The 26,846-nt window shown below is 70.0% G+C and carries 23 protein-coding genes and 1 pseudogene; 13 read left to right on the top strand and 11 right to left on the bottom strand.

All coding sequences use genetic code 11. From position 1 onward, the window contains the following. Window positions 1–158 precede the first annotated feature (158 nt). The 3 genes from H0E82_RS02555 (at window position 159) to msrA (ending at window position 4,036) form a co-directional block, all read left to right on the top strand. Window positions 159–2,321: a GGDEF domain-containing protein gene (locus H0E82_RS02555; protein ID WP_180543413.1), complete on the top strand. Its 2,163-nt coding sequence runs from the start codon at window positions 159–161 to the stop codon at window positions 2,319–2,321. Window positions 2,322–2,378: 57 nt separating this feature from the next. After that, window positions 2,379–3,299: a DMT family transporter gene (locus tag H0E82_RS02560; protein ID WP_180543414.1), complete on the top strand. Its 921-nt coding sequence runs from the start codon at window positions 2,379–2,381 to the stop codon at window positions 3,297–3,299. Window positions 3,300–3,385: 86 nt separating this feature from the next. Continuing rightward, complete coding sequence (gene msrA / locus H0E82_RS02565; RefSeq protein WP_180543415.1) at window positions 3,386–4,036, top strand: peptide-methionine (S)-S-oxide reductase MsrA; 651 nt, start codon at window positions 3,386–3,388, stop codon at window positions 4,034–4,036. Between the two features lie 555 nt (window positions 4,037–4,591). On the opposite strand, the gene H0E82_RS02570 is transcribed toward msrA, so the two are convergent. The 4 genes from H0E82_RS02570 to H0E82_RS02585 all read right to left on the bottom strand — a co-directional run bounded on the left by H0E82_RS02570 (window position 4,592) and on the right by H0E82_RS02585 (window position 9,127). After that, on the bottom strand, window positions 4,592–5,509 hold the full coding sequence (locus H0E82_RS02570) for a LysR substrate-binding domain-containing protein (protein WP_180543416.1): 918 nt from the start codon (window positions 5,507–5,509) through the stop codon (window positions 4,592–4,594). 85 nt (window positions 5,510–5,594) lie between these two features. Continuing rightward, window positions 5,595–7,175, bottom strand: coding sequence for an alkyl hydroperoxide reductase subunit F (ahpF, locus tag H0E82_RS02575; RefSeq protein ID WP_180543417.1), 1,581 nt, complete (start codon window positions 7,173–7,175; stop codon window positions 5,595–5,597). 203 nt (window positions 7,176–7,378) lie between these two features. Beyond that, window positions 7,379–7,942 (bottom strand): alkyl hydroperoxide reductase subunit C, encoded by a 564-nt coding sequence (gene ahpC, locus H0E82_RS02580; RefSeq protein WP_180543418.1) that lies wholly within the window; start codon window positions 7,940–7,942, stop codon window positions 7,379–7,381. A gap of 324 nt (window positions 7,943–8,266) precedes the next feature. Next, entirely contained in the window at window positions 8,267–9,127 is an 861-nt protein-coding gene (locus H0E82_RS02585) for an alpha/beta hydrolase (protein ID WP_180543419.1), read from the bottom strand. Window positions 9,128–9,184: 57 nt separating this feature from the next. Here H0E82_RS02585 and prmC point away from each other — a divergent pair, with 57 nt between their 5' ends. From prmC to H0E82_RS02600, 3 genes and pseudogenes are all read left to right on the top strand, one after another. Continuing rightward, window positions 9,185–10,039, top strand: coding sequence for a peptide chain release factor N(5)-glutamine methyltransferase (gene prmC / locus H0E82_RS02590; RefSeq protein ID WP_180543421.1), 855 nt, complete (start codon window positions 9,185–9,187; stop codon window positions 10,037–10,039). A 46-nt stretch (window positions 10,040–10,085) separates the two neighbouring features. After that, window positions 10,086–11,027 (top strand): prolyl aminopeptidase, encoded by a 942-nt coding sequence (pip, locus tag H0E82_RS02595; protein WP_180543423.1) that lies wholly within the window; start codon window positions 10,086–10,088, stop codon window positions 11,025–11,027. 108 nt (window positions 11,028–11,135) lie between these two features. Continuing rightward, window positions 11,136–11,345: pseudogene (locus H0E82_RS02600) on the top strand (alkylphosphonate utilization protein); the annotation flags it as partial. A gap of 787 nt (window positions 11,346–12,132) precedes the next feature. On the opposite strand, the gene H0E82_RS02605 reads toward H0E82_RS02600, so the two are convergent. The 3 genes from H0E82_RS02605 to H0E82_RS02615 are packed head-to-tail and all read right to left on the bottom strand — an operon-like array spanning window position 12,133 to window position 14,288. Continuing rightward, window positions 12,133–12,714, bottom strand: coding sequence for an NUDIX hydrolase (locus H0E82_RS02605; RefSeq protein WP_180543427.1), 582 nt, complete (start codon window positions 12,712–12,714; stop codon window positions 12,133–12,135). A gap of 28 nt (window positions 12,715–12,742) precedes the next feature. Next, window positions 12,743–13,654: a 5'-3' exonuclease gene (locus H0E82_RS02610; protein ID WP_180543429.1), complete on the bottom strand. Its 912-nt coding sequence runs from the start codon at window positions 13,652–13,654 to the stop codon at window positions 12,743–12,745. A 37-nt stretch (window positions 13,655–13,691) separates the two neighbouring features. Beyond that, window positions 13,692–14,288, bottom strand: coding sequence for a nitroreductase family protein (locus tag H0E82_RS02615; protein WP_180543523.1), 597 nt, complete (start codon window positions 14,286–14,288; stop codon window positions 13,692–13,694). 74 nt (window positions 14,289–14,362) lie between these two features. On the opposite strand from H0E82_RS02615, the gene H0E82_RS02620 reads away from it, so the two are divergent. The 3 genes from H0E82_RS02620 to H0E82_RS02630 all read left to right on the top strand — a co-directional run bounded on the left by H0E82_RS02620 (window position 14,363) and on the right by H0E82_RS02630 (window position 20,111). Continuing rightward, window positions 14,363–16,708: a DUF1631 family protein gene (locus H0E82_RS02620; RefSeq protein ID WP_180543431.1), complete on the top strand. Its 2,346-nt coding sequence runs from the start codon at window positions 14,363–14,365 to the stop codon at window positions 16,706–16,708. An 81-nt stretch (window positions 16,709–16,789) separates the two neighbouring features. Then, entirely contained in the window at window positions 16,790–18,943 is a 2,154-nt protein-coding gene (locus tag H0E82_RS02625) for a DUF1631 family protein (RefSeq protein WP_180543433.1), read from the top strand. 61 nt (window positions 18,944–19,004) lie between these two features. Next, entirely contained in the window at window positions 19,005–20,111 is a 1,107-nt protein-coding gene (locus tag H0E82_RS02630) for an NAD(P) transhydrogenase subunit alpha (protein ID WP_180543434.1), read from the top strand. 5 nt (window positions 20,112–20,116) lie between these two features. On the opposite strand, the gene H0E82_RS02635 is transcribed toward H0E82_RS02630, so the two are convergent. Genes H0E82_RS02635 through H0E82_RS02645 form a run of 3 tightly spaced genes read right to left on the bottom strand, consistent with a single transcriptional unit; the run spans window position 20,117 to window position 21,545 of the window. Beyond that, window positions 20,117–20,551, bottom strand: coding sequence for a DUF3106 domain-containing protein (locus tag H0E82_RS02635; RefSeq protein WP_180543436.1), 435 nt, complete (start codon window positions 20,549–20,551; stop codon window positions 20,117–20,119). A gap of 2 nt (window positions 20,552–20,553) precedes the next feature. After that, on the bottom strand, window positions 20,554–20,898 hold the full coding sequence (locus H0E82_RS02640) for a hypothetical protein (protein WP_180543438.1): 345 nt from the start codon (window positions 20,896–20,898) through the stop codon (window positions 20,554–20,556). Between the two features lie 38 nt (window positions 20,899–20,936). Then, window positions 20,937–21,545, bottom strand: coding sequence for an RNA polymerase sigma factor (locus H0E82_RS02645; protein ID WP_180543440.1), 609 nt, complete (start codon window positions 21,543–21,545; stop codon window positions 20,937–20,939). A gap of 145 nt (window positions 21,546–21,690) precedes the next feature. Between H0E82_RS02645 and H0E82_RS02650 the strand changes: the two genes are divergently transcribed. Both H0E82_RS02650 and H0E82_RS02655 read left to right on the top strand, forming a co-directional pair. Beyond that, window positions 21,691–21,996: an NAD(P) transhydrogenase subunit alpha part 2 gene (locus H0E82_RS02650; protein WP_180543442.1), complete on the top strand. Its 306-nt coding sequence runs from the start codon at window positions 21,691–21,693 to the stop codon at window positions 21,994–21,996. After that, complete coding sequence (locus H0E82_RS02655; RefSeq protein ID WP_180543443.1) at window positions 21,993–23,405, top strand: NAD(P)(+) transhydrogenase (Re/Si-specific) subunit beta; 1,413 nt, start codon at window positions 21,993–21,995, stop codon at window positions 23,403–23,405. Before H0E82_RS02650 ends, H0E82_RS02655 begins: the two co-directional genes overlap by 4 nt. Window positions 23,406–23,409: 4 nt before the next feature. Here the strand turns inward: H0E82_RS02655 and H0E82_RS02660 are convergent, their stop codons facing one another. Beyond that, entirely contained in the window at window positions 23,410–23,823 is a 414-nt protein-coding gene (locus tag H0E82_RS02660; protein WP_180543444.1) for a hypothetical protein, read from the bottom strand. A gap of 98 nt (window positions 23,824–23,921) precedes the next feature. Here H0E82_RS02660 and sufT point away from each other — a divergent pair, with 98 nt between their 5' ends. Beyond that, complete coding sequence (sufT, locus tag H0E82_RS02665; RefSeq protein ID WP_180543453.1) at window positions 23,922–24,473, top strand: putative Fe-S cluster assembly protein SufT; 552 nt, start codon at window positions 23,922–23,924, stop codon at window positions 24,471–24,473. A 364-nt stretch (window positions 24,474–24,837) separates the two neighbouring features. Beyond that, a complete protein-coding gene (locus tag H0E82_RS02670) occupies window positions 24,838–26,826 on the top strand; it encodes a PKD domain-containing protein (protein ID WP_180543465.1) in 1,989 nt (662 codons plus the stop codon). Window positions 26,827–26,846 lie beyond the last annotated feature (20 nt).

Raw genomic sequence — 26,846 nt, forward strand, 5'->3', positions numbered from 1 at the left:
GCCGGATTGCTTCACTATGTGACGCAGGCCGGGACGCCGCGACGGGTGACGGCCTGGGACCACGTTCAGGGGGAAGGATTGATGCGCGAACACGCGCGCTCGAGCGCCGGCCGGCGCGGGCTGGAAGCCATGTGCTGCGCGCAGGGCAGGGGTCGCCCATGGCGGTAGACCGGGCGGGAGCGATGCCCGGGCACCGCTGGGCGCTGGCGGCCTGTCTGGGCCTTCTCGTGGGCCTGTTCGCCATGTTGATGGCCTCGACCCAGCTGCGGCCGGGCGCGCTGCAGCCGGTGGAAGTGATCGGCGACGCCGGCGAGGCCCGCTTCGGTGCCGCCGCGCGCCTGCTGCGCTTGCGCTTCGACCTGCCGCCGACGGAACCCACCCAGGGGCGCTGGGCGCTGTGGTTCCCGCGCGAGCCCGTCACCGGGCTGCACCTCGTGCGCGACGACGGCTGGCGCAGCGAGACCCGCGACTTCTTCGAGGTCGGTGACGACGAGGGGATGTTCCCCAACGGCTACGGCTTCGTCCTGCCCTCCGACTGGCACGGACCGATCGAGCTCGACGTGCGCTACGACGGTGTGATGCAGGCGCGGGTGGCCCCGGTGCTGGCGCGCGCAGGCGAGGTGCGGCGGATCGAGCGGTCCGGCGTCGCGGTGTCGGCAGCCCTGTACGGCGCGCTGCTGGCCCTGGCCACGCTGGCCCTCTCGCTGGCCTACGCATCGCGCGATCGCCTCTTCCTCGGGTTTTTCGGAGTCGTCTTCGCGCTGGTCTTGCTGCTGCAGGCCGCCAACGGCCATCTGTACGGGCTTCCAGCCGGCCGGCTGTTCGGATTCTGGGGATTGCAGGGCGTCGCGGCGCTCGCGCTGCTCTACGCCGCGGCGATGCAGTGGCTGATCGAGGCCTACGCGATGCCGCGTGGCCACCGCTGGGCCCGCACGAGTCGCGGCGTGGCCGTCGCGCTGGTCGTGCTGGCGGCCCTGTGCCTGCTCAACATTCCGGCGTTGGCGCCGCTCGCCTGGCCGGTGACCGCGCTCGGCTGGGCGGTGTCGGGCATGGTCGCGGTCGCCATGCTCTACGACGCGAGCCGGCGGGGCGTGCGCCTCGCCGGGGGGGTGCTGGTTCCCGGCGCGATCGCGGTCGCCGGCGGCCTGTGGATGGCGCTGGTGCGCCTCGGCCTGGTCGGCGAGACCAGCCTGCTGCACTTCGCTTACCAGGGTGCCCTGGTGGTCTTCGTTTTCGCCCTCGGCCTGGCACTCATCAGCCGGATCAGCGACTACCGCGACCAGCGCGACCGCGACCGGCTCGCGCGGCTCGATACCGAGCGCAAGATGCAGCGCGAGATGGCGCGTGCCAACCTGACCACGGCCCTGCAGACCCAGCTCAGCGGCGTGGACCCCGGCCAGCTCCCGTGGCAGGGATTCCGTCTGCTGATGGATTACCTCCTGCCTCTGGTGCCGCACGAATCCTGCGTCGCGGTGCTGCGCGGTTACCAGGGCCGCGACCATCTGCTGGTCGAGCCTGCGGACGCGTTGCCGGCCTTCGAGCACGAGATCCAGCGGCGCGGCCTGATCCTGCGCCGTCAGGCGACGGCGGGCATCGCCCTGCAGCAGCCGGTGCAGGCGTCGGCAGGCGGCCCGGTCGTGGCGATGGAGGCCCTCGTGCCGTTGCAGGTCCGCGCGCCCGGCTGGGCGGTCCTGTTGCTGCGCCGCGCCGGCGGGGACGGGTTCACCACCGAGGAGATGTCGGTGATCGGCGAGCTGTTGCGGCTCGTGCAGTTGCAGGTGGACCAGGCCGCGGCGGCGGTGAAGCTGCGCCGTTCGGCGGAAATGGACGCCCTGACCGGCACGATGAACCGACGCACGATCGACCTGTGGGTGGAGCGCACCTTCGCCGAGGCCGAGCGCAGCGGCCGGCCGGTATCGGTGCTGTTCGTCGACCTGGACCACTTCAAGTCGGTCAACGACCGCTTCGGCCATGCCTGCGGCGACGACTGCCTGCGCGCGGTGTCGGTCGCGCTGCGCAGCGTGCTGTCGGATGCGGACATGTTCGGGCGCTACGGCGGCGAGGAATTCATCGCCGTCCTGCCGGGGCACGACGGGGCGGAAGCGCGGGCGATCGGCGAACGCATGCGCACCGCGGTGGAGAACGTCGACCTGCGTCACGAGGGGCAGCGGGTGCGGCTCACGGTCAGCATCGGCATCGCGACCCGCCAGAAGGGCGAGGACGACCCGGCCGCCGCGATCGCGCGTGCGGACAAGGCGCTCTATGCAGCCAAGCGCCAGGGCCGCAACTGCGTGCAGGTGGCGCCGGCGATCTTCAGCTGAGCGCCGCCACGCGGCGGACCGCTGCTACGCTGCGCACCCCCCCCACGCACGGCCGCCATGCCCGAACGCCCCGTCCAGCGCGCGGCGCTGCTGTCGATGCTCGCCGGCGCGGCCCTGATCGGCACCAACGGCCTGATGGTGCGCTGGGCCGACACGCCGCCCACGATCTCGGCGTTCTACCGGATGCTGTTCGCCGGCATCATGCTGACGCTGCTGGTGGTGTTGCGACGCGACTGGCGCCCGCTGCCTGGCCGGGTGTGGCTGTGGGCGCTGGTGCCCGCGGCGGCGTTCGCGGCCGACCTGTGGCTCTGGCACCGGAGCATCCTGCTCATCGGGCCCGGGCTGGCCACGCTGCTGGCCAACGCCCAGGTGTTCTTCATGGCGCTCGCCGGCCTCGTGCTGTTCGGCGAGCGGATCGGCCTGCGGTTCCTCGCCGGCATCACCCTGGCGTTCGCCGGTCTGTGGTCGATGCTGGGTGCGGACTGGGCCCGGCTGCCCGCCGATTACCGCTGGGGCGTGTGGCTGGGGCTTGCGACCGGGCTCTGCTACGCGGTGTACAACGTCGGCCTGAAACATGTGCAGCGCGCAGGGCAGGACCACGACCCGCGGCGCGCAGCGCCGATCGCCCAGATTCTCGCGATCGCGTCACTGGGAAGCGCGCTGTTGCTGGGCATGGCCGCTGGGGTCGAGGGCGCTGCCTTCGCGATCCCGGGCTGGGCCTCGCTCGGCTGGCTGCTGGTGCTGGCCGGACTGGGCCATTGCCTGAGCTGGATCCTGATTTCGCGTGCGATGCAACGCCTCGGCGTCGCCGTGGTCGGTCTGTTGCTGCTGGTGCAGCCGGTCTGCGCGTTCCTGCTGGACGTGGCTCTGCTGCAGCGGCCCACGCAGACCCGGGAATGGATGGGTCTCGGGCTGACCTTGGCCGGGATCTTCCTCGCCAGCCTCAAGCCGCGCACGCGCGCGGCCGCGGCCGCCTGACAGGCGCGCCGGCTTGAAGCGGGCGAACGCGCCCGCATGCTTGGGAGCTGGCGTGCGCATGTGCGCGACGCACCGAGGAGAGCGACATGTTGGGAATCGGAGCCTGGAAGCAGCGCCTGCCCGGGGCGCAGGATGCCCTGCCGGGGCGTGACACGCCGCTGCCGCTGCACAACGTCCACGCCGTGTTCGGTGGCCCGCTCGATGCCGCGTTCGACGGCTGCGAGCGCGTGCAGCTCGGCATGGGCTGCTTCTGGGGCGCCGAACGTGCGTTCTGGTCGCTGCCCGGCGTGGTGACGACGGCGGTCGGTTATGCCGGCGGATCGACGCCCAATCCGACCTATCGCGAAGTGTGCTCGGGCCAGACCGGCCACGCCGAGGTGGTGCTCGTGGTCTTCGATCCCGCCCGACTGGCCTTCGAAACTGTGTTGCAGACCTTCTGGGAAGGGCACGATCCGACCCAGGGCATGCGCCAGGGCAACGACGTGGGCAGCCAGTACCGCTCGGCGCTGTACTGCAGCACGCCTGCCCAGTACGCGCTGGCGACGCGCAGCCGCGATGGCTACGACGCGCGCCTGAAGGCGGCGGGCTTCGCGCCGGTGACCACCGAACTGGGCGCCGAGGCGCCTGCGTTCTATTACGCCGAGGACGAGCACCAGCAATATCTGCACAAGCACCCGGGCGGGTACTGCGGCCTCGGCGGCACCGGCGTGGCATGCCAGGTGGGGCTCGCGCTCTGAGTCACGGGATTCGGCCGATGGCGGCGCGGAAACGTCGCCGCCTCTGACCCGGCCCGGTGGTGCGGAGCGGGGCGCGCCGACAGGACTGCAGGCACAGCGGCCGAGCCGGACGTCGGGCGGTCGATCGGCTGTCACGATCAGCAGGAGCGGTGCATCAGCGGGCTGCGCGGGCACGGTGATGCATGCCCCGCGCCGATGTCGTTCGAACAGGCCGGGTCGACCGGCTGCGGGAGCCGCCGCGTTCGGCGATGCAGACGACCGGGCGTCAACGTCGACGCCAGCCCCGGCCGCGTCGCCGGACCACACGACCTCCGCACGCTTCCGCTCGCGCAGTGCCGCAGTTCAGATGCACCGGCGGTAGACGGGTGCATCGAGCATGGCTCGGGGCGGACCCGGTCATGCGGGCGGGTGGATGGACGATGCGCGCCTAGCTTCGCTGGCCGCTGGTCGATGACGAGACGTTGGAACTCTCGCCAGGCCGGATGCACGACGGCGCGCCGCGGGCCGTCGGTCATCGGGTGTGCGGGGACCGCAGGGACCGCGCGATGCTGCCGCTCAGCGCTGCTCGGGCAGGACCAGCAGCCGCGGTGGCAGATCGGCGAACAGCCTCGCCAGCGACTGCAGGAATCCCGCCATCGCCGAGCTGCGGCGCCAGACCATGGCGATGCGCCGGCTCGGCGGTTGCTCGCCCTCGAATCCGACCAGGGCGACATCCGGCGAGGGCGGCACCGGTGGCTGCACCGCCAGCATCGGCAGCAGGGTCGAACCGACGTTGGCCGCCACCATCTGGCGCAGGGTTTCCAGGCTCGTGCCCTGGAAGCCCGACTTCTCGGCAGCCCCGGCCAGATGGCAGACGTCGAGCGCCTGATCGCGCAGGCAGTGGCCGTCCTCGAGCAGCAGCAGGCGCTGGTCGGCCAGCGCATCGAGATGGATCGTCGAGCGCCCGGCAAGCGGGTGCCCGCCCGGCACCGCCAGTACGAACGGCTCCTCGAACAGGGGTTCCGCGTGCATCTGTTCGTCGTGTACCGGCAGTGCGAGCAGGGCGGCATCCAGTCGGCCGTCACGCAGGCGGGCTAGCAGCAGATCGCTCTTCTCCTCGATCAGCAGCAGTTCCAGCTGCGGAAAGCGTTGCCGGATGACCGGAACCACGTGCGGCAACAGATACGGGCCGAGGGTGGGGAACATGCCCAGTCGCACCACCCCGGCTTCGGGATCCTGGCTGCGGCGCGCGACCTCGCGCATCTGCTCCACGTCGCCCACGATGCGGCGTGCGCGCTCGGCGACCTGGTGTCCGGTCGGAGTGAGCATGATCTTGCGCGGCGAACGCTCGACCAGGGTGACCCCCAGTTCGTCTTCCAGCTTGCGGATCTGGGTGGACAGCGTCGGCTGGCTGACGAAGCAGGCCGCGGCCGCCCGGCCGAAATGCCGGTGGTCGGCCAGTGCCACCAGATAGCGCAGGTCGCGCAGGTTCATGGCGCGCGACCGCCGGGGTGGCCGACCGCGCGCGACGCCGGGCGGACGGCCGGGGCGTGGACCACCCGGACCTCGCGCGCGCGCATCAGGCGGCGACCGCCTGGCGCTCCTGGACCGGCGTGCGGATGAGGTGGTCGAATGCGCTGAGCGCCGCTTTCGATCCGTCGCCCATCGCGATGACGATCTGCTTGTACGGCACCGTGGTGGCGTCGCCGGCGGCGAAGACGCCCGGCAGGCTGGTCTGGCCACGGTCGTCGACGATGATCTCGCCGCGCGGCGACAGGGCGACCACGTCCTTGAGCCATTCGGTGTTGGGCAACAGGCCGATCTGCACGAAGACGCCTTCGAGCTCGACGCGATGGCTGTCGCCGCCGGTGCGGTCCCGGTAGACGAGGCCATTGACCCGGCTGCCGTCGCCCAGCACCTCGGTGGTCTGCGCACTGGTCACCACGCGCACGTTGCCGAGACTGCGCAGCTTGCGCTGCAGCACCTCGTCGGCGCGCAGCTGGGCGTCGAATTCGATCAGGGTGACATGAGCGACGATGCCGGCCAGATCGATCGCCGCCTCGACGCCGGAATTGCCGCCACCGATCACCGCCACGCGCTTGCCCTTGAACAGCGGACCGTCGCAGTGGGGGCAGTAGGCGACACCCTTGTTGCGGTACTGGTCCTCGCCCGGCACGTTCATCTGCCGCCATCGGGCGCCGGTCGACAGCACCACCGTGCGCGACCTCAGCGAGGCGCCATTCTCCAGCCCGATCTCCACCAGGCCATCCGCGCCGGCCGGCACCAGCCGGGTCGCGCGCTGCAGATCCATGATGTCGACTTCGTACTCGCGGACGTGCTGCTCGAGCGCGGCCGCCAGCTTCGGGCCTTCGGTCTCCTTGACGGAAATGAAATTCTCGATCGCCATCGTGTCGAGCACCTGTCCGCCGAAGCGCTCGGCTGCGATGCCGGTGCGGATGCCCTTGCGCGCCGCGTAGATCGCGGCAGCCGCGCCGGCCGGACCACCGCCCACCACGAGCACGTCGAACGGCGCCTTGGCGGCGATCGCCTTCGTGGCGCGGTCGGCGGCGCCGGTGTCGAGCTTGGCGACGATCTGCTCCAGGGTCATCCGGCCCTGGTCGAACTTCCGGCCGTTGAGGAACACGGTCGGGACCGACAGGATCTCCCGTGCCTCGACCTCGTCCTGGAACAGTGCCCCGTCGATCGCGGTGTGGCGGATGCGCGGGTTGATCACAGCGGCCAGATTCAGCGCCTGGACCACGTCGGGGCAGTTCTGGCAGGACAGCGAATAATAGGTTTCGAAGGTGTACTCGCCATCCAGTGCAGCGACCTGCTCGAGCGTCTCCCGCGCGGCCTTGGACGGATGGCCCCCCACCTGCAGCAGGGCCAGCACCAGCGACGTGAATTCGTGGCCCATCGGCAGACCGGCGAACCGCACCAAAATGTCGTGGCCGGGCGACCCCAGCGCGAAGGACGGACGCCGCGTGTCGTCCCCGCCGAGATCGACCGTGATCTTGCCGCACAGCGCCTGCAGGTCGGCCAGCAGGCCGCGCAGCTCGTCGGACTTCGCGCTCCCGTCGAGCGACGCCACGATGTGGATCGGACGCACGACGCGCTCGAGATAGGTGGCCAGTTGGGTCTTGAGATCGTCTGCCAGCATGGGGAACTCCTGTTGCGATCGACACGACGACGCAACGCGGCGGGGCCGCATCGTGACGTGGAGGGGAGGGGAGGACGTGCACCGGAGCCCGCGAAACCGCTGGGCGGGCGGCGGCTGGCGAGTGGACCCGCGGGCTCCGGTGCACGCCCACCCCCGCGGCTGCGGGGATGGACGCAAGCGCGGCGAGAGGCCGCGCGACGAACTCAGATCTTGCCGACCAGGTCCAGCGACGGCGCGAGGGTCTTCTCGCCTTCCTTCCACTTGGCCGGGCAGACCTCGTTCGGATTGGCGGCGACGTACTGCGCGGCCTTGAGCTTGCGCAGGGTCTCGGTGACGTCACGGGCGATCGCGTTGTCGTGGATCTCGACGGTCTTGATCACGCCTTCGGGGTTGATGACGAAGGTGCCACGCAGCGCCAGGCCGTCTTCCTCGATGTGCACGCCGAAGGCGCGGGTCAGGCGGTGGGTCGGGTCGCCGACCAGCGGGAACTGCGCCTTGCCCACGGCCGGCGAGGTCTCGTGCCAGACCTTGTGCGAGAAGTGCGTGTCGGTGGTGACGATGTAGACCTCGGCGCCGATCTTCTGGAACTCGGCGTAGTGGTCGGCGGCGTCTTCCACCTCGGTCGGGCAATTGAAGGTGAAGGCGGCCGGCATGAAGATCAGCACCGACCACTTGCCCTTGAGGCTTTCGTTGCTGACTTCGATGAACTCGCCGTTCTGGAACGCGGTGGCCTTGAACGGCTGGACTTCGGTGTTGATGAGCGACATGAAAACTCCTGGTGACGGGGGACGCGGACGAGCCGCAGCGCCGGTGGATCGGCTGGTTGTAGCTTAGGGATTGTCTATCGATTCGTAAAATCGATAATAAAAATGCTATCAATAGGTTCAATCTATAGGATTGGTGCGATATTCGGGTCGACTGCGTTCCAGTGACGCACTTGATTACATTGCTGCGTTGCAGCAATGTCGACGCGAAGGCAGGACGATCCGTGATCGGACTGCCGTGCGGCTCCAGGTGCCGCAGACCCCATTCCGTGCGCGTACTTCCCTCCCACACGTCCACGGAATTTTTGAAGGCGGCTTCGGCCGCCTTCATTTTTTTTCCGGCGCCGAGGGCGTCTCCAGACCGATGAACGCACGTACCTGCGGCAGTACATCAGGAGCCCGATCAGGCGAATAGAACGCGGCGGCGGGGGCGAAGTGGCTCGCGCCCGGAAGGATGCGCAAGCGGCTCTGCACGCCTGCGTCGCGGAGCGCGGCGTCCATGCGCACGCTGTTGGCCACATCCACGGTGCGGTCGTTGTCCCCGTGGATCAGCAGAAACGGCGGTTCGTCGCCGTCGACGAAGCGCAGCGGCATCGCCCCCGGCCAGCCTTCGCGAGGTCCGAACACCGGCACCAGCCGACCGCCGATCGTGAACTCGTACGGGCCCGCCAGCCCGATCACGCCGGCAAGGTCGCCCGGGGCCATGTCCACGGCGGCCAGGTGGCGCGCGTCGGTGCCGAGCAGGGCGGCAATGTGGGCGCCGGCCGAGTGGCCGGCAAGATAGAGCCGCTGCGGGTCGCCACCCCAGCCCTCGGCGTGATCGCGCGTCCAGCGTACCGCGCGTGCCGCGTCGCCGATGAAGGCGGGAAAGGCGGCATCGGGCCAGGTCCGATAGTCCGCGACGATCGCCAGCACGCCTTGCTCGGCCAGGCGACTGCCGACGAACCGGTACTGGGCGCGGGTGCCGGTGCGCCAGGCACCGCCGTAGAAGAACACCACGACCGGCGCCGGCCCGGAGGCGGCGGCCGGGCGATAGATGTCGAGCGCAAGCGCGCGGTCGGCGTCGTAGACCACACTCTGCGCAGGTTGCGCGCTGCCCCGGTTGACGACACCGAAGAACACGCTCTGGCATCCGCTCGCCAGCAGGGCGAGGGCGGCAGCGCCGGCGAGGCGAAGAAATGAGGGCATACAGAGGACTCCGGGCGGGCCACCATGCCGCGGCGGCCCGCGGCTAGGATGTGAACGATGGATACGACCCACCCGACCCGCCTGGATGCAGTGCTGCGCGCGGCCTCCATGCGCATCGATCCGCTGGATGCGCGCTGGCTGCTCGCGCACGTGTGCGGACGTGCGCAGGGCTGGCTGTACGCGCACGGCGACGCCGTGCTCTCCGAGGCGCAGACCGCCACGTTCGAGGCGCTCGTGAGCCGACGCGCGGCCGGCGAGCCCGTCGCCTATCTGATCGGGAGCCGCGCCTTCTGGCGCCTCGAGCTGGCCGTCTCCCCGGCCACGCTGATTCCACGGCCCGAGACCGAGTTGCTGGTCGAAGCGGCACTGGCCCGACTGCCACCCCGGCGCCCGGCACGAGCCGCCGATCTCGGGACCGGCAGCGGCGCGATCGCGCTCGCGGTCGCCGGAGAACGCCCGGACGTTTCAGTGGTCGCCACCGATGCGAGCGAGGCCGCGCTCGAGATCGCCCGGCGCAACGCGGCGAGACACGCTCTCGACCGCGTCGAGTTCCGCTTCGGCGACTGGTATGGACCGCTCGCCGGACTGCGCTTCGACATGCTCCTGAGCAATCCCCCCTACATCGCGTCGGGAGATCCGCATCTGTCCCGTGGCGACCTGCGGCACGAGCCCCCTGCGGCGCTGGTCTCGGGCCCCGACGGCCTCGATGCCCTGCGCGTGCTGGCCGCCGGCGCGAGCAACCATCTCCATCCGGGAGGCTGGATCCTGGTGGAACACGGCTTCGACCAGGGCCCCGCCGTGCGGGCCCTGTTCGCGGCGCAGGGCCTCATCCAGGTGGACACGCTGCGGGATCTGGAAGCGCGCGATCGGGTCACGCTCGGCCGACGCCCGCCCGCGCCCGGCGGGGCGTGACAGGGCGGCTGGTAAACTGCCGCCCCGCGCAGTTCCGGACGTGCCCATGCGACAGCTCTATCCCGCCATCGAACCCTTCGACGTCGGCACCCTTGCCGTCGACAGTCGCCACACGCTGCACTACGAGCAGTGCGGCAACCCGAAGGGCAAGCCGGTGGTGCTGCTGCACGGCGGCCCCGGCGGCGGGTGCAGCCCCAAGATGCGCTGTTTCCACGACCCGGCGAAGTACCGCATCGTGCTCTTCGACCAGCGCGGCGCAGGCCGTTCCACGCCCCATGCCGACCTGGTCGACAACACGACCTGGCATCTGGTGGCCGATATCGAGGCCCTGCGCGAGCACCTCGGCATCGAGCAATGGCAGGTCTTCGGCGGCTCCTGGGGCTCCACGCTCGCACTCGCCTATGCGCAGAGTCATCCGCGCCGGGTGACCGAGCTGGTGCTGCGCGGCATCTTCATGCTGCGCCGCTGGGAACTGGAGTGGTTCTACCAGGAAGGCGCATCGCGCCTGTTTCCCGAGGCCTGGCAACAGTACGTCGGCGCCATTCCCGAGGCCGAGCGCGGTGACCTGATCGCCGCCTTCCACGCCCGCCTCACCAGCGACGACGAGTCGGTACGCCTGGCCGCGGCCCGTGCCTGGAGCGTCTGGGAAGGCGCCACCAGCTTCCTGCACGTCGACGAGGCCTTCGCGGACAGCCACGCGGATGCGCAGTTCGCGCTGGCGTTCGCGCGGATCGAAAACCACTACTTCACCAACGCCGGCTTCTTCGAGGTCGACGACCAGCTGCTGCGCGATGCCTATCGCATCGTCGACATCCCCGGCGTCATCGTCCACGGCCGCTACGACGTGGTCTGCCCCGTCCAGAACGCGTTCGACCTCCACCAGGTCTGGCCCAAGGCGGAGCTGAGCATCACGCCTGCATCGGGCCATTCCGCATTCGAGGCCGAGAACATCGACGCGCTGGTGCGCGCCACCGACCGCTTCGCCTGACCCGCGCTGCAGCGCTCACCTCCAGGCCCGCCGAAGCGGTCCGTCGCCACGTTGCGTGACCCGGTGCGGGTCGCGCCCAGGAACCCCCCGATGTCTGACGAAGAACTGCTGGTCAAGGACAGCAACGGCACCCGGCTCGCCGACGGCGACGCGGTGACGGTGATCAAGGACCTGAAGGTCAAAGGCACCAGCGTCACGCTCAAGCGCGGCACCTTGGCGAAGAACATCCGCCTGACCGACGACCCCGACCTGATCGAGTGCAACGTCGACAAGGTCAAGGGCCTCGTCCTGCGCACCGAGTTCGTCAAGAAGGCCTGAACCGTCGCGACGGACGTGCACGGACGCAACCGGGCAGCGTGGAGTCGCGAGTCGAGCGGAGGCAGCGCCAGGTCGGACCCGTGGGCGCGGGCGTCATCGCGGCCGCGCATCACGGTGAGTGGTCCATGACCCGACACCGAACCGTCCGGTGTCGCGGGGCGGGTTCGGCCGCTGGAGGGCCGCGACCTCTCGTGCCGTGCGTCGGGCGGCGGCAGCGGCCGCCGGTTGTGCCGCGGGGGGACGTCACCGTTCCGATCTGTCGGATGAGCTGCTCGTGAAGAATCGCGCCGCCGCCGAGCCCGACGAGCCGGCGCCGCGCTGCACGCGCGGCGACTTGGCCGACCTGTCGGTCCTTTCCGATGCGAGGCTTCGACACCGTCTTCCGCCCGGTGTCGAACCTGTTGGTGCCGGGTGTCGATGTGGCAGACGCGAATGTGTCCGCGTGCTGCGTCCGGGCGGACGCCTGCTGGCCGGGTTCGTGAATCCTGCGTCCGCCCTGCTCGACCACGACGAGGCGAACAGGTCGGCAGAATGCGTCGCTCCGCACCGGCGGCCGTATGCCGAGCCAAACAGCCTGGGGGCGAGGCGCTCGCGACAGGAACCCCTGCGGCGATGCCGCCGAGTTCGGCATCCACTGCAGGCGCAGACCGGGGAGTGTGGCTCGCAGCCGGCGTCCGGCCGACGGCTTTCTACGAGGACGACTGGGACGATACGGTCACGCCATTGAACCGGTTGATGCCGGCCGCCGTCGCGACAGTGGCCCGGCTGACGGCGGGAATCTGGGTGATCAGTCCGCCGGCGACCCGTCCGGATTGAACTCCACCATCCACAAACCCGCCCACAGCTTGAGATCGAGCTCGAAGCCCTCGGCATGCTTGCGCATCAACCACGCGGGCGCGGTGGCCCGCGGAACGGCGTGGACGACGATCGCCTCATCGTCGATGCCACCCCCGGCGCCCACCCGGGTCAGCTCACGCGCGCGCACGAACGTCACACGTTCGTTGCTCATTCCCGCCGTGGTGGGGCCGGTCAGCAGCACATCGATGCGGCCGGCGGACCATCCGGTTTCCTCGATCAGTTCGCGGCGAGCGGCGTCGGCTAGGGAATCGCTGCTGCCACCGTCTCCCACCAGTCCAGCCGGCATCTCGATCGTGCGGGCACCCAGCGGCACCCGGTACTGCTCGACGAACAGGACCTCGTCTTCAGGCGTCACCGCGATCACCAGCACCGCCATGCCGTTGCCGCCATGGGTACGCTCGCAGGCTTCCCATTTGCCGTGCCGCACCAGGCGCAGCCAGTCGCCCTGGTAGAGAACCTCGAACTCGTCGGATGTGGGATCGAACTCGTCGGATGTGGGATCGCTCGTCATGCCGCGATCCTACCCTGAGGCCAGGTGTTCAGACGTCCACGGGCGGGGCGTATTCGAGCCCGGCCGCGGCATGCAGACGGCGCCGGGTCAGCGGGCCGAAGCGCAGCGTGTCGCACAGCGCGCGCAAGGCATCGCCATCCCCGTCGCTTCGGGCAAAGCCGCCCTCGGCGGGGCCCAACGGCGCATCGCAGGCGATCGTGGTCAACTGCCGGTAGAGAAGCGCGTCCGCGGCGTGCTGGCGCACTCTGGCCCCTGCCTGGGCCGCACCGCGAAAGCGCAGGAACCTGATTTCGTCGCTGCGTTCGAGCAGCGCATCCAGGCTGCCGAAATGGTGCAGGAGGCTGGCCGCGGTCTTGCAGCCGATGCCGGGCACGCCCGGAATGTTGTCGACCGCATCACCACACAGGGCCAGGTAATCCGCCAGCTGGTGGGCATCCACGCCGTGCCGCGCTTTCACGCCCGCCGCCGTCCAGCGCACGCCCTTGGCGAAGTCCCATTGCGCATCCTCGCCCTGCAGCAGTTGCGAGAGGTCCTTGTCCGCGGACACGATGACCGCGCGATGCCCGCGAGCGCGGCCTGCGCGCACGGCGCTGCCGATCAGGTCGTCGGCTTCGTACTCGTGATCCGCCAGGACGGGCAGGCCCAGCACCCGGCACAGCGCCTTGCAGTGCGCGAACTGGCGCCGCAACTCGTCCGGTGCCGGTGCCCGGTTGGCCTTGTAGGCCGGGTAGAGCCGGTGCCGGAAGCAGCTGTCGAGCGCCTCATCGAAGGCGATGGCGATGTGCCGGGGCCGCTCGCGTTCGATCAGTTCCGCGAGGAAGCGGGCGAATCCATGCACCGCATTGGTCGGCCAGCCCTCGGTGTCGCGGAACTCGTCGGGCATCGAGTGCCAGGCACGGAACACATAGAGGCTGGCGTCGACGAGATAAAGAGGCGTCATGGCGCCATTGTGACGGCAATCGCGCGTGACCGCCGGCTCATGCGGCGTCGGGATGCCAGTCGCTCAGGAGGGCCTCGGGGTCGGGCCGATCGCGTTCCGGTGCGGTCATGCGCGGCGTGCCGATATGGATGAAGCCGGCGATTCTCTCGTCCGCACCCAGGCCCAGCACCCGCAGGATCTCCGCGTCGTAGGCCGACCAGCCGGACAGCCAGCAGGCGCCGAAACCCGCTGCCTGGGCGGCCTGCAACAACGCGAAACACACGCTGCCGGCGGTCAGCAGGCGCTCCACGTCCGGAATCTTGGCGTCGGCGGGGTCGAGGACCGCGATCACGGCGATCACCAGTGGGGCATGGGCGAAGCGCTGTCGCTCCTTATCCAGTGCGCCGGGACCGGCGTCCGGATCGCGGACCAGTGCCCGTGCCGCGAGCCGCTCGCCGAGCGCGTGACGGGCCTCGCCGGCGATGCGGAGAAAGCGGAACGGCACCCGCTTGCCGTGATCGGGCACGCGCGAGGCCGATGCGAGCATGCGCACCAGGGTGGCGTGGTCCGGGCCGGGCGCATCGAGCTGCCGGGCGGGCACCGATCGTCGGCTGTCGAGCGTCGAGAACGGGTCGTGTTCAGTATTTGCGAGTATCGTCACAGACGCGGCGCCACGCTTGCGGAATCTTATGTGCGGGGCAGTGTGCCCCAATCCCCCAGAACTCCCAAATGATGCCTCACGACGACATCGGTGCAGGACGAGCCCCGCGCGCGGGAACGGCGCGCCCGGTCGACCGCGTGCTGGACACCTTGCGCCGCGACGCGGTCACTGCGCTCGGCGGCGTGCTGTCCGGCTTCTGGAGTTCGATCGAGGAACAGGTGCGCCTTGCCGCACTGGCCGGCCACGACTACATGGCCGCGCAGGAAGACCGGATGGCGGTGCTCGACCTGAGCCACCGCGCGCTCGAGCTGGCGACCCGGTTCCGCACCTCCATCGAGACCGAGTTCGATCAGTGGGCCGCGGACCGTCCGCCGCCGCCGGCGGCCGCTGGCCTGTCGCTGATGTCGGAAGGTGAGCTGGAAGTCCAGCTCGCAGCCCAGCAGATCATCGAACTGATGGATCACCAGTTCCTGCATCCGCTTGCGGCACTGGACGAGCGTCTGGACGTCCTGGCTGCCCGACTCGGGCTGGAGGGCCCCCGGGCCAACCCCTTGCGTCCGGAAGTGCCGGTCATGGCCTTCGTGCGCCTCTTCCAGGCGGACGACCTGCCGCCGGGGCTGCGGTCGATGGTGTTCCACCAGTTCGACAAGCGGCTTCCGGCCATTCTTTCCGAGGTCTACGCCAAGGCCAACGCGACGCTGGAAGCCGCTGCCATCAGCGCACCGGCGAGCCAGGGCGCAGAACGCGGCGCGGCCCGCGCGCCGGCTGCGGGCGCGACGTCGGTTCCGCGGCGCGGGGCCGAATCCTGGACGCCCGACGGCGGCGTGGTCGAACATACCGAGCAGGCGGGCAGCGGCAGTAGTCGCCCGTCCGCCGGTACGGCGTACGGCCCGCTGTCCTCCGGCCTGATGGATGTCCTCGCGGCCCATGGTGACGCCCTGGGAGGCGCGCCGGCCACCGCGGGACAGCGCGGTTACCGTGACCTCGTCCGCGAGCAGCTGCACCAGTGGCGCGAGCGCCGCGATGCCGGCGCGCACGACGACGATCCGGGCTCGGCGGACGGCACCGGCGGTCCCGTCCTGAGCATGTCGCAGCTGCTCAACGTGGCGCGGATGATGCAGGGTGACGACCCGTCGCCGTATGCGCGTGTGTTGATCGGAGACGACCGGCGCCAGCTGGGCGACGTGATCCGCGACGAGCTGCTGCGCGGATTGCGCGAGCTCGGGGTCGATCCGGAGCAGACGCCGCTCAGGCGCGAGGACGAGGACGCGATCGATCTGATCGGTATCCTGTTCCAGTCGCTGTTCGACGCCAACGACCTGCTCACCCAGGCGCGCGACATCTACAGCCGGTTGGTGGTGCCCTATCTGAAGGTCGCGCTGACCGACGATTCGATGTTCAACCAGCGCGGTCATCCGGCCCGCAAGCTGCTCGATGCGGTGACCGAGGCCTGCGACGGGAATTCGGGCGAAACGGCCCAGGACCGGGATCTGCTCGATCACGCCGGGCGTGTGGTCGATCGCGTGGTCGACGAGTACGAAAGCGACCAGGCCGTCTTCCGCCTGGCCGCATCCGAGCTGCGCGAGCGTCTGGATCAGCAGCGTCGACGCGCGGAAGTCGCGGAACGACGCGCGGCGGAGGCGATCCATGGACGCGAGCGCCTGCAACAGGCCCGGCGCAGCGTGAACGACATCGTGGCTTCGCGTCTGACGGACCGCCCGTTGACGGCCGCGGTCGCGTTCTTTCTCGATCGCCACTGGCGTCATTACCTGACCCAGACCTGGTTGCGGGACGGCCCGGATTCGCCCCGCCACGTCGCCGCGATCGGGGTCGGCGACGCAATGATCCAGGTCGACGCCGATGCCGCCCACGCGCTCGGCAGCGCGGTGGCCGACGAGCTGCTCGCGCTGCAGGCGCCGCTCGCCGAGTGCTATTCGAGCTGCGGCATGGATGCCAATGCCGCGCGCGATGCCGTGGCCCGGATCATCGCCGCCCTCGCGATGCCCGATACCTCGCGTACGGTGCACGCCCCGCAGACGCCGGACGACATGGAAGACGAGCCCCAGGATGCGACCCTGCGCCTCGTGACCGGCGACACGCCGGCGTTCGAGCCCACCATCGCGGCCCGCATGCGCCAGCTGCGTGTCGGCCAGGGCCTGCGGCTGATCGACGAGAACGGGCGTGAATCCGCTGCGCGCGTGGCCTGGATCAGCCCATTGACGGCGCGGTTGCTCATCGTCAACCGCCGCGGTATCCGCAAGATGGTGGTGTCGCCCGAAGAACTCGCCGCGCTGGTCAGCGCGGGACGGGTCGTCGTACGCGCCGTCGATGCGCCGTTCGACGAGGCGATGAAGCATCTGTGGCAGCAGCTCAACGCGGCCAACGACGCCACCATGGCCACTGCTGCTGGCTGAACCGGAACGCGTCGTCGAGACGCGTCGACACCGCTTGCGTTATTGTCCCGCGATCGACGGGTCGGGGCGGAGTAGGGGTGCATGCCCGGTTTCACAATGCAGGGAACCGGTGACGGCAGTCGGGCGGAAACGCCTGCGCAGGTACTCGACAGTCTTCGTCGTGAAGCGACCGCGCGCCTGCTTCCGTTGCTGGGCGAAACGCTGAAGGTCGAGCGTCTCCGCCTTGAAGCGGAGCGGCTCGGCGACGTGCAGGACGCGCGGATCGCCGATGCGATCGCCGAAGACCTGGCCGGGGTGTCGGTGCTCGGCTCCGAGTTGATCCGGCACGAGCAGCGCTGGCAGAAGTCGCTCACCGAAGTGTTCGCCGCGTGGCCGGCGGCGCCGGTTGCGCGCAGTTTCGACCAGTTCTCGCTGTTGTCGGAAGACCAGTTGCAGGCCCAGTTGATCGGGCAGCCGGTGTCCGAGGCGCTCGACCGGCGCTTCGAAAGCGTCCGTTCGGTCATCGACCAGCGTCTGTATACGGTGTCCGCGTCGATGGGCTACCGGCAACGCCCGTCGAACCCGCTCGCGGCGCGGTTCATGGTCGACTGCTTTCTGGCGGCCTTCGACGCGCAGGCATGTGCGCGCCGGCTGCGTGCGTCGCTGTTGCGGCGCTACGAGGCGCTGCTGGACGCGCACCTCGGCGCGCTCTACGCCTGGTGCAACACGCGGCTCGCCGAAGCGGGATACGCCATGGCGGGCGACGGCGACCATTCCTTGCTCGCGTCCTCGCTCGGTGCGCCCCCGGACGGTGGATCGGTCGCGCGGACCCGGATCTGGGAAGACGGCAATGCGCTGGCGCCGGCACGTCACGGATGGCAGACCGGTGGACCGGTGACCGCCGGACGCAGCGGCATGGCGGATGCGCCGCGGGGCAACCTGCTGCGCCGGCATGCGCGCACCTTGCGGGATGCGCGGCGGGCCGAGCTCGATGCGGCGTCGCGCAGTTTCCGCCCCGAGGAATTCCAGGCCGCGCTGTCGCTGCTCCAGTCCGAGCGGAGTCTGCCGATGCCTGGCGCGGCGCACGCCGTGCGCATGCGCGAGGGTCTGTACCGTGTCGCCGGCGGCCTCGGCATCGACCGTCATGATGTCGCGTTCGACCCGGACCAGGACGACGCGATCTCGCTGGTCGGTGGCCTGTTCGACCTGCTGGCCGATCGCCACCTGCTGCTTCCGGCGAGCCGGGAGCGCCTGGCCGTACTGACCCTGCCCTATCTCCACCTCGCACTCGAGGATCCGCAGCTGTTCGAGACATCAACGCCACCGTCGATGCAGCTGCTGTCGCTGCTCGTGGATCTGTGGGACGGCGCGGACGACCAGGACGAGCAGTCGAAGGAACTGCTGGTACTGGCTGATCGCGCGTCCGCGGCCGTCATCGACGGGGCGCACGGTGATGGACGGGTGTTTCCGGCGCAGCTGGCCCAGATCGATGCGGTGCTCGGCCAGCATCGCCGCCGCGCCGAAGCGGTGGAGCGGCGGACCTGGCAGGCCCTGCGCGGTCGCGAACGGCTGGAGGCCGCGCGGCGGCAGGCCGCGATCGATGTGGCGGACCGTCTGCGTGACCGGCCGTTGCTGCCCACGGTGGCTGCTTTCCTCGATGGCGAATGGCGCCAGGCCCTGGTGCAGGCCTGGCTGCGCGACGGGGTCGCTTCGGACCGGTATCGCGAGGTGCTATCGCTCGGGGATGCGCTGGTCGAAGTGGACGCACTGGCGGCGGGCAGCGGCGGCAGCGCGGTCGCCGATCGCCTGCTCGGCATTCTTCCGGCGCTGCGCGAGTGCTGCGTGCAGTGCGGCGTGGACGAGACCGCCACCGACGCGCAGCTGAGCGGTCTCGTCGCCGAGCACGCCAGTCCGACGCCGCGCTCGGTGCATGTGCCCGACGATGGCGATCCGGACGGCGGCGACGCCTCCTCGCTGTCGGACCTCGACCGTGAGGCCGCTGCCGGCTTTGCGGAAGGGCAGCGCTTCGTACAGCCCGGCGCGTCCGGGCCGGGCCGCGTATTGCGTCTCGCGTGGCGCAGCGCACTGACTGGCGGCTGCCTGCTGGTCAATGCCGCTGGCGCGAAGGAACTGCTGCTGTCGCCGATCGCGCTGCGCGCGCGGGCGGCCGACGGCCGCCTTCAGCCCCGGCCGCTTGCAGGCCCGGTCCCCGCCGCGCTCGACGAGATGGCCAGGCGCGCGCGCAGCGGCAGCTGATCCGCACTTGTGCTGGGTCCCGAAGCGCCTAGGATGAGGCGGGGTTCCAGCGGAGCAGGCGATGACGGTCACGATCGGAGTGGCGCACGAAACCGCGGCGGGCGAGCGCCGGGTGGCGCTGACGCCTGAAACGTGCAGGAAACTGGTGGGTGCCGGCGCGCGGGTCCGCGTGCAGGCCGGACTCGGTGCCCGGGCGTTCTTCTTGGACGCGGCCTACAGCGAGGCCGGCGCCGAGCTGGTCGAGACGGCTGCCGAGGCCTGGGACGGAGCCGCGGTGGTGCTGTGCGTACAGGCCCCGGAGCCGGCCGGGCTGGGCGCGCTGGCGCACGGCACGGTCCTCGTCGGCCTGCTCCAGCCCGAGTCCGACGCGGCCCGAGGCGACGCGATCGTGGCCACAGGCCTGATCGCCTTCCCGCTCGAGCGCCTGCCGCGTACGACCCGTGCCCAGTCCATGGATGTTTTGAGCTCGCAGGCCGGCATGGCCGGCTACAAGGCGGCCCTGATCGCGGCGGAACTGGCGCCCCGGTTCTTTCCGATGCTGACCACAGCCGCGGGGACCATCCGTCCGTCCAAAGTGCTGGTGCTCGGCGCCGGTGTGGCCGGTCTGCAGGCGATCGCCACCGCGCGCCGGCTCGGCGCCCAGGTCGAGGGCTTCGACGTGCGGCCGGAAACCCGTGAGCAGATCGAATCGCTCGGCGGCCGTTTTCTCGATCTGGGCGTCCACGCCGTCGGCGAGGGCGGTTACGCGCGCGCCCTCAGCGACGAGGAGCGTGCGCTGCAACAGACGCGTCTGGCCGACCATCTCAAGGGCGTGGACGCCGTGATCTGCACCGCGGCCGTGCCCGGGCGTCGGGCGCCATTGCTGGTGACCCGGTCGATGGTGGCGGGCATGCGCCCCGGGAGCGTGATCGTCGACCTGGCTGCCGAAACCGGCGGCAACTGCGAAGCCACCGTGCCCGGCAGCACGATCGAACTGCAGGGCGTCACCGTTGCAGGCCCGCTGGCCTTGGCCAGCATGGGCGCCACGCACGCCAGCGAGATGTACGCACGCAACGTGTTCAACTTTCTCGGGCTGCTGCTGCGGGATGGCATGCTGGCGTTCGACTGGCGGGACGATCTGCTCGCGCGCACCGTCTGGCCAGAGCGCAGGGTGGACGACGCCGGCTGAGCGGATCAGCGCGGTGGCGGCTCCCGCGGAGGGGGATTGGCCTCGGCCCATTGGCGCCGCTGCTCCGGCGTCATCTGCCGCCATCGCTCGCGCAGTGCAGCGCGCTCGGCTTCGGGCAGCGTCCGCAGCCTGCCGTACAGCGCGCGGGCTTCCTCCCGCTTCTCCGGCGACAGGCGCTTCCAGTGATGCATTCCCTGGCGTGCATGCTCGCGCTGTGCAGGCGTCATCGCCTGCCACCGGCCGGCGTGATCGAGCATGCGCCGCCGCTCGGCCGGGTCCGCGTGCTCCCAGCGATCGCGCATCGGCGCCAGCAGCTGGTCGCGCTGGGCCGGGGTGAGCTGATCCCAGGCCGGCGGTGTCGACACCGCGGTCTGTGCGGACGCAGCGCCTGCGAGCAGCAGGCCCGAGAGCAGCAAGGCGGACAGGCGGATACGGAACATGGTCACTCCACGGCAAGCAGGGTGGCTTCATTGGCAGCCAACCACAGGTAGAAATCGGGGGATTCGTCGTAGGTGGCGAGCGCGTCGAGCGCCGCCTCGTCGACGGCTGCAGGCGCCGGCCCGGCCGCCAACGGAGCCGGATCCGGCGCCACGCGGGGCGGGGCCTGCATCAGCTGCATCCCTGCCGCAAGAACGAGCAGGGCGGCGAAGCCGGCGGCGGCCGGCACACCCCAGGACCTGCGTGGCCGCGGCGCCATGGACAGCGCCGCATGGCGGGCACGGTGCAGGCGCGCGATGGTCGCGGACGACACGTGATCCTGCGCCTGCGTATACAGGGCGCGGATCACGTCATCGCCAGAAGCCTGGGATCGGTCGTGAGGGGCGGTCATCGGAAATCCTCGAGTTGCAACTGCAGCGCTTCACGGGCGCGAAACAGATGGGTCTTCACCGAGCCGGCGCTGCAGCCCATGATGCGTGCGGTGGTCTCGACATCGAACTCCTCGAGCACCCGCAACGTGAACGCTTCGCGCTGGCGACGCGGCAGGCCGCGCACCGCATCGCCGAGCATCTGCCAGGCTTCGCGGCCATCGTGTTCGCGTGCCGGATCGGGGCCGTCGTCGGCCCAGTCGATCGCATCGCCATCGGGCGCGCGTGTCTCGCTCAGCCAGCTCAGGCGGAATGTGCGCCGTCGCTGCACGTCGATGATGCGACTGCGCAGCACCGTCCAGAACAGCGGCGTCCATTCCGCCGGCGGCCGATCACGATAGCCCAGCATCCGCGTCATCGCGTCCTGCACGGCGTCCAGCGCGTCGTCGCGATGGTGCAGCCCGAGTTCGGCGAAGCGGAAGGCGCGTCGCTGGACACTGCCCAGGAACGCTTCGAGGGTCGCGGGCGGCGCCGGACGGCCTGGTTCGGAGGGCGGGTCGGTCACGGGCACAACCCTATCGCGCCCGGTGCGCAGCGGGGGTTGAGGAACGGGAAGACTGCCATCCATCTACGGGGTGTCGCGCCATCGGCCGGGTCACACGGGAGAACGTCCGGGCTGCAGCGGGGTTGACGCGGTCGCCGCAAGGCGATCCTCGTCTGGCGCACCGTTCAGCCAGGGGTATGATGCGGCGAACGCCGGCCGGGGAATCGCGATGATCGATGGAGTCGTGGCGCTGTACATCTTCATGCTCGCGGCGATCGCCGGCCACGTGATCATCTCGAGGGTGCCGGTGATCCTGCATACGCCGTTGATGTCCGGCTCGAACTTCATCCACGGGATCGTCCTGATCGGCGCGATGCTGGTCCTCGGGCACGCCGACACCACGCTGGAGAAGGCGATCGGCTTCATCGCCGTGATGATGGGCGCTGGCAATGCGGCCGGCGGGTACGTGGTGACCGAGCGGATGCTGGAGATGTTCCGGCCGAGCGGCACCCACCCGCGCGGAGCCGGCAAATGAGTCGCGACACGATGGTGCTGCTGGTGCAGGTCAGTTACCTGGTCGCTGCAACGCTGTTCCTGCTCGGGTTGCAGCGCATGGCGTCCCCGCGTACCGCACGCTCGGGCATCCAGTGGGCCGGCGCCGGCATGCTCATCGCGACCTTCGCGACGCTCTTCGTGCCCGGCCTCGCCAACGTCGGCCTGATGCTGCTGGCCATCGCGCTGGGCACGGTGCTGGCCTGGATCTCGGGCAAGCGGGTCGCGATCACCGACATGCCGCAGATGGTGGCGCTGTACAACGGCCTGGGCGGCGGCTCGGCCGCGGCGATCGGTGCAGTGGAACTGCTTCGGTGGAACGCGTTGGCCGCGACGATGCCGTTCGTGATGCCGGTTCAGCCCCTGGTGCGAACGCTGGCCGTGGCGGGTGCCCTGATCGGCGCCATCGCGCTGTCGGGTTCCGTGATCGCGTGGGCGAAGCTCGACGGCCGCATGGACAAGCGTTACGTGTTCCCGGGGCAGCAGGCGTTGAACCTCGTGGTATTCGCCGCCGCCGCCGTGCTCGGCGCGTGGGTGGCGAACGCGCTCGGCATCCCGGCGATCGTCGCGTTCTTCGCCGCCGCGCTGCTGGTGGGGGTGATGATGACCCTGCCCATCGGGGGCGCGGACATGCCGGTGGTGATCTCGCTCTACAACGCGTTGACCGGCATCGCGGTCGCGTTCGAGGGCTACGTGCTGGGCAACGAGGCCCTGATCATTGCCGGCACGATGGTCGGCGCGGCGGGCCTGCTGTTGACGCGGCTGATGGCCAAGGCCATGAACCGGTCGATCCGCAGCGTTCTGTTCTCGAGCTTCGGCGCGAGCGGGTCGGTGCAGGCGATCGAAGGCGCACAGACATCGACCGAGGCCGCCGATGTCGCGGCGATGATGGCCTATGCCGAACGCGTCGTGATCGTGCCGGGTTACGGTATGGCCGTGGCCCAGGCCCAGCACAAGATCTGGGAGCTGAGTCAGCGGTTGATCGAGCGCGGGGTCAAGGTCCGCTTCGCGATCCACCCGGTCGCCGGACGCATGCCCGGGCACATGAACGTGCTGCTCGCCGAGGCCGGGGTGCCGTACGACCTGATCGTCGACATGGACGACATCAATCCGGAGTTCGCGACGACCGATGTAAGCCTGGTGATCGGCGCCAACGACGTGGTCAATCCGGTCGCGAAAACCGATCCGGCCAGCCCGATCTACGGCATGCCGATCCTCGATGTGGTGGAGTCCAGACACGCCATCGTGATCAAGCGGGGCGCCGGCGCCGGCTTTGCCGGCATCGAGAACGCGCTCTTCTACGCACCCAACACGCGGATGCTCTACGGTGACGGCGCGGAGATGGCGGGCGCCCTGGTCGCCGAGCTCAAGGCGCTCGACGGCGCGCACTGACCGCCTAGCGCGACAGCACCGCCGCGATCACCACGCCGGCGACTAGCCAGGCGATGTCGACGGGCCCGTTGGCCAGCCCGGCCAGCGTCCAGGCGTGATGCGGACCGAGCTTCAGCGCCGATTCCCAGGGCAGCATGCCCATGGGGCGTGCGAGCTGGGCGGCGATGATCCCGAAACTCGCGATCAGGATCGCAAGTGCGGTCGCCGCGGTACCGGCCAATGCACGCAGCGCGCCCGGGCGTATGCGCGCCAGGCGCAACAGCCAGGCTGCATCGACAGCGGCGACCACCGCCATCCAGCTGCTCTGGGCATTGCGAGCGTCCGCCAGCAGGATCCAGGCCGCCGCGATGCCGAGGCTGCCGAGCAGCAGCAGGGCGGACGCCAGCGGCCAGCGTCGCGCGCGGGCGGAGTGGGGCATGGAAGGCTGCATCGCATGAACGGGCGGCCAGCATACCGGCGGCCGGCGATACAATGACATCCTTGCCGTGGCCGCTTCGCGCCACCATCGATCAGGCCATGTATTCCCGCAGCAGCGAACCCGTCCGATTCGAGCGCGATTGCGCCGCCGTCCTCGTCCCGCAGGGCGACAGCGTGACCCTGCCCGCGGGCAGCGCCGGTTACATCACCCAGGCCTTGGGCGGCAGCTATACGGTATTCGTCGAAGGCAACCTGTTCCGCATCGCGGGTCGGGACGCCGATGCCATCGGCAAGGAACCGCCCGTGCCGCTGGAACTGCCCGACGGTGCCGATGACGCGGACGTGGAGCGGATGGTGTGGAACCAGCTGCGCACCTGCTTCGACCCGGAGATTCCGATCAACGTGGTCGATCTCGGTCTGGTCTACGAGGCCGTCGTGCTGCCTGCCGAGGACGGCGAGCGCAAGCTCGAGGTCAAGATGACCCTCACCGCGCCCGGCTGTGGCATGGGTGACATCCTGGTCGATGATGTGCGCAGCAAGCTCGAGATGATTCCCACCGTGTCCGAAGCCGACGTGGAACTGGTGTTCGACCCGCCCTGGAACCGGACGATGATGTCGGAAGCGGCCCGGCTCGAGACCGGCATGTACTGAGCCGCAGCCTGCGCCGCGCCTGAAACTGAATGCACCCCGTACGTCGTTCTGTGACGTACGGGGTGTTTCTTTATGGGAATTTCACAGATTCGCCATTGATTTGTCGGTGAGCTGTCACGTAGCGTCAGTTTCCAGCTGGTTTTGTCAATCCGTGATTCAGTCATCCGGTTGGACGACGGAATGCCGGCAGGCAGGGCCACCGCGTCCATGACGGAGATCGGCAGAGGGCCGCCCGGAGACGGACCTGCGGCCTTACGGGTTCGAAGGGGCAGGTGATGTGCGGATCGTCACGCGCGTCGCCGGCGGGGCACACCAGGAGGGTGTGCTCCGTTTTTTCGGTTCATTTCAAGAGGGGTCAGACCAGATGAGAACGTTGATTGCATGGCTCACCGCCGGCACGCTGTCACTGGGGGTCGCGCTCGCCGCACCGCGCGATGCCCGGCCCGCGGCATTCACCCATCGCCTGCCTGCGGAACACACCGTGGATCTCAAGCGCATGCCGGCGGTCGACACCGCGCGCCTGCGGACCGAGGACGCCCGCCAGTCGCGTGCGCTCGGCCAGCGACCGGTACGCTTCGCGGTACCGCATGCGGTCGACCTGACGCCGCACACCGCCGGCGACTGGGACGAGCTGCCCACCGGCGACCTGGTCTGGCGCCTGCGGGTGGAATCGAAGGACGCGCTGTCGCTGAATTTCGGGTTCTCCGAGTACCGGATGCCCGAGGGCGGCCGCCTGCTCGTCTACCCGGCGGGCCTCGGCAAGAGCGCCAACCCGGATGCGATCCGCGCCTTCGACGCTGCCGACAACGCCGCCACCGGCGTGCTGTGGACGCCGATCGTGCCCGGCGACAGTGCGGTCATCGAGGCCGTCGTGCCCAGGGCGAAGCTGTCCCAACTCAAACTGCGGCTGACCAGCATCAACCACGACTACGTCGGCTTCGGCCGGCTGGCGCGCGAAGGCGCGCTGATGGAGGCGAAGGGGGTGTCGGGCAGCTGCAACGTGGACGTGGTCTGTCCGGACGGCGACGACTTTCGCGCCGAGATCCCGTCGGTCGGCGCGTACTCGCGATTCGGCCAGTTCTACTGCAGCGGCGCGCTGCTCAACACGACGGCGAACGACCGCCGGATGTACTTCCTCACCGCGCACCACTGCGGCATGGGCACTGCGGACGCGGCCGCCAGCATCGTCGTGTACTGGAACTACGAGAACTCCACCTGCCGCACGCCCGGCAGCGCGCAGAGCGGGGCCAACGGCGATGGCAGCCTGGCCCAGAACCAGACCGGCGCGGTGGTCCGCGCGACCTACGCCGCGTCCGACTTCACCCTGCTGGAACTCGACGATCCGGCGGATCCGGCGTTCAACCTGAGCTGGTCGGGCTGGGACCGTCGCGATATCGCCCCCAGCGGCGCCACCGGCATCCATCATCCGCGCGTGGCCGAAAAGCGCATCACGCATTCGGACAACCCGTTGCGCATCGAGGGGTATCTCGGCAACAGCGGCGCGAGCCACCTGTGGGTCCAGTGGAACCAGCGCGGCACCACCGAGGGCGGCTCGTCGGGCTCGCCGATCTACAGTCCCGAGGGGCGCGTGGTCGGCCAGCTGCACGGCGGTTACGCCTCGTGCACCACGACCGGCGCCAACCACGTCGACTGGTACGGCCGGCTCTTCACCTCGTGGACCGGTGGCGGCAGCGCGGGGACGCGATTGAGTGACTGGCTGGACCCGGCCGGAACGGGCGCCCAGTTCGTCGACACGCTGGACGGCGCCGCCGAGCCGGGTGCGCCGACGGCGGGCTTCGACTTCGTCGTCGACGACGGCACGCTGACGGTGAGCTTCACCGACACTTCGAGCGAAGGCGCCGGGCCGATCGTGAGCCGCGAGTGGGACTTCGGTGACGGCGCCACGTCCACCGCGTCCAGCCCCAGCCATACCTACGCCGAGGCCGGCGTCTACACGGTGTCGCTGACGGTGACCGATGAGGCCGGCCGCAGCCATACCGTCACCCGCAGTGTCGAGGTGGGCGATACCGGCCCCGACGCCATCGAGCTGGTCAACCGGACCCCCGTGGGCGGCGTCGCGGGCGCGGCAGGAAGCACCGCCCTGTACCGGCTCGATATCGGCAGCGCCGGCAGCGGCCCGCTGACCATCCTCACCTCGGGCGGTACGGGCAACGTCACCGTGCACGTGTCGTTCGACGAGGCGCCGACATTGACGGACTACGACTTCCGCTCTGCACGTCCCGGCAACAACGAGACGATCCGGATCGCCACGCCCCAGGCGGGGCGGTACTACATCCTGGTGGTCGGCGAGACCGCGTTTTCGGGCGTGACCGTGCAGGCGCGCCACAACTGACCGGAGCGCAAGCGGCGTCC

The sequence above is a fragment of the Luteimonas deserti genome (assembly GCF_013425765.1).
Lineage (GTDB): Bacteria > Pseudomonadota > Gammaproteobacteria > Xanthomonadales > Xanthomonadaceae > Luteimonas > Luteimonas deserti.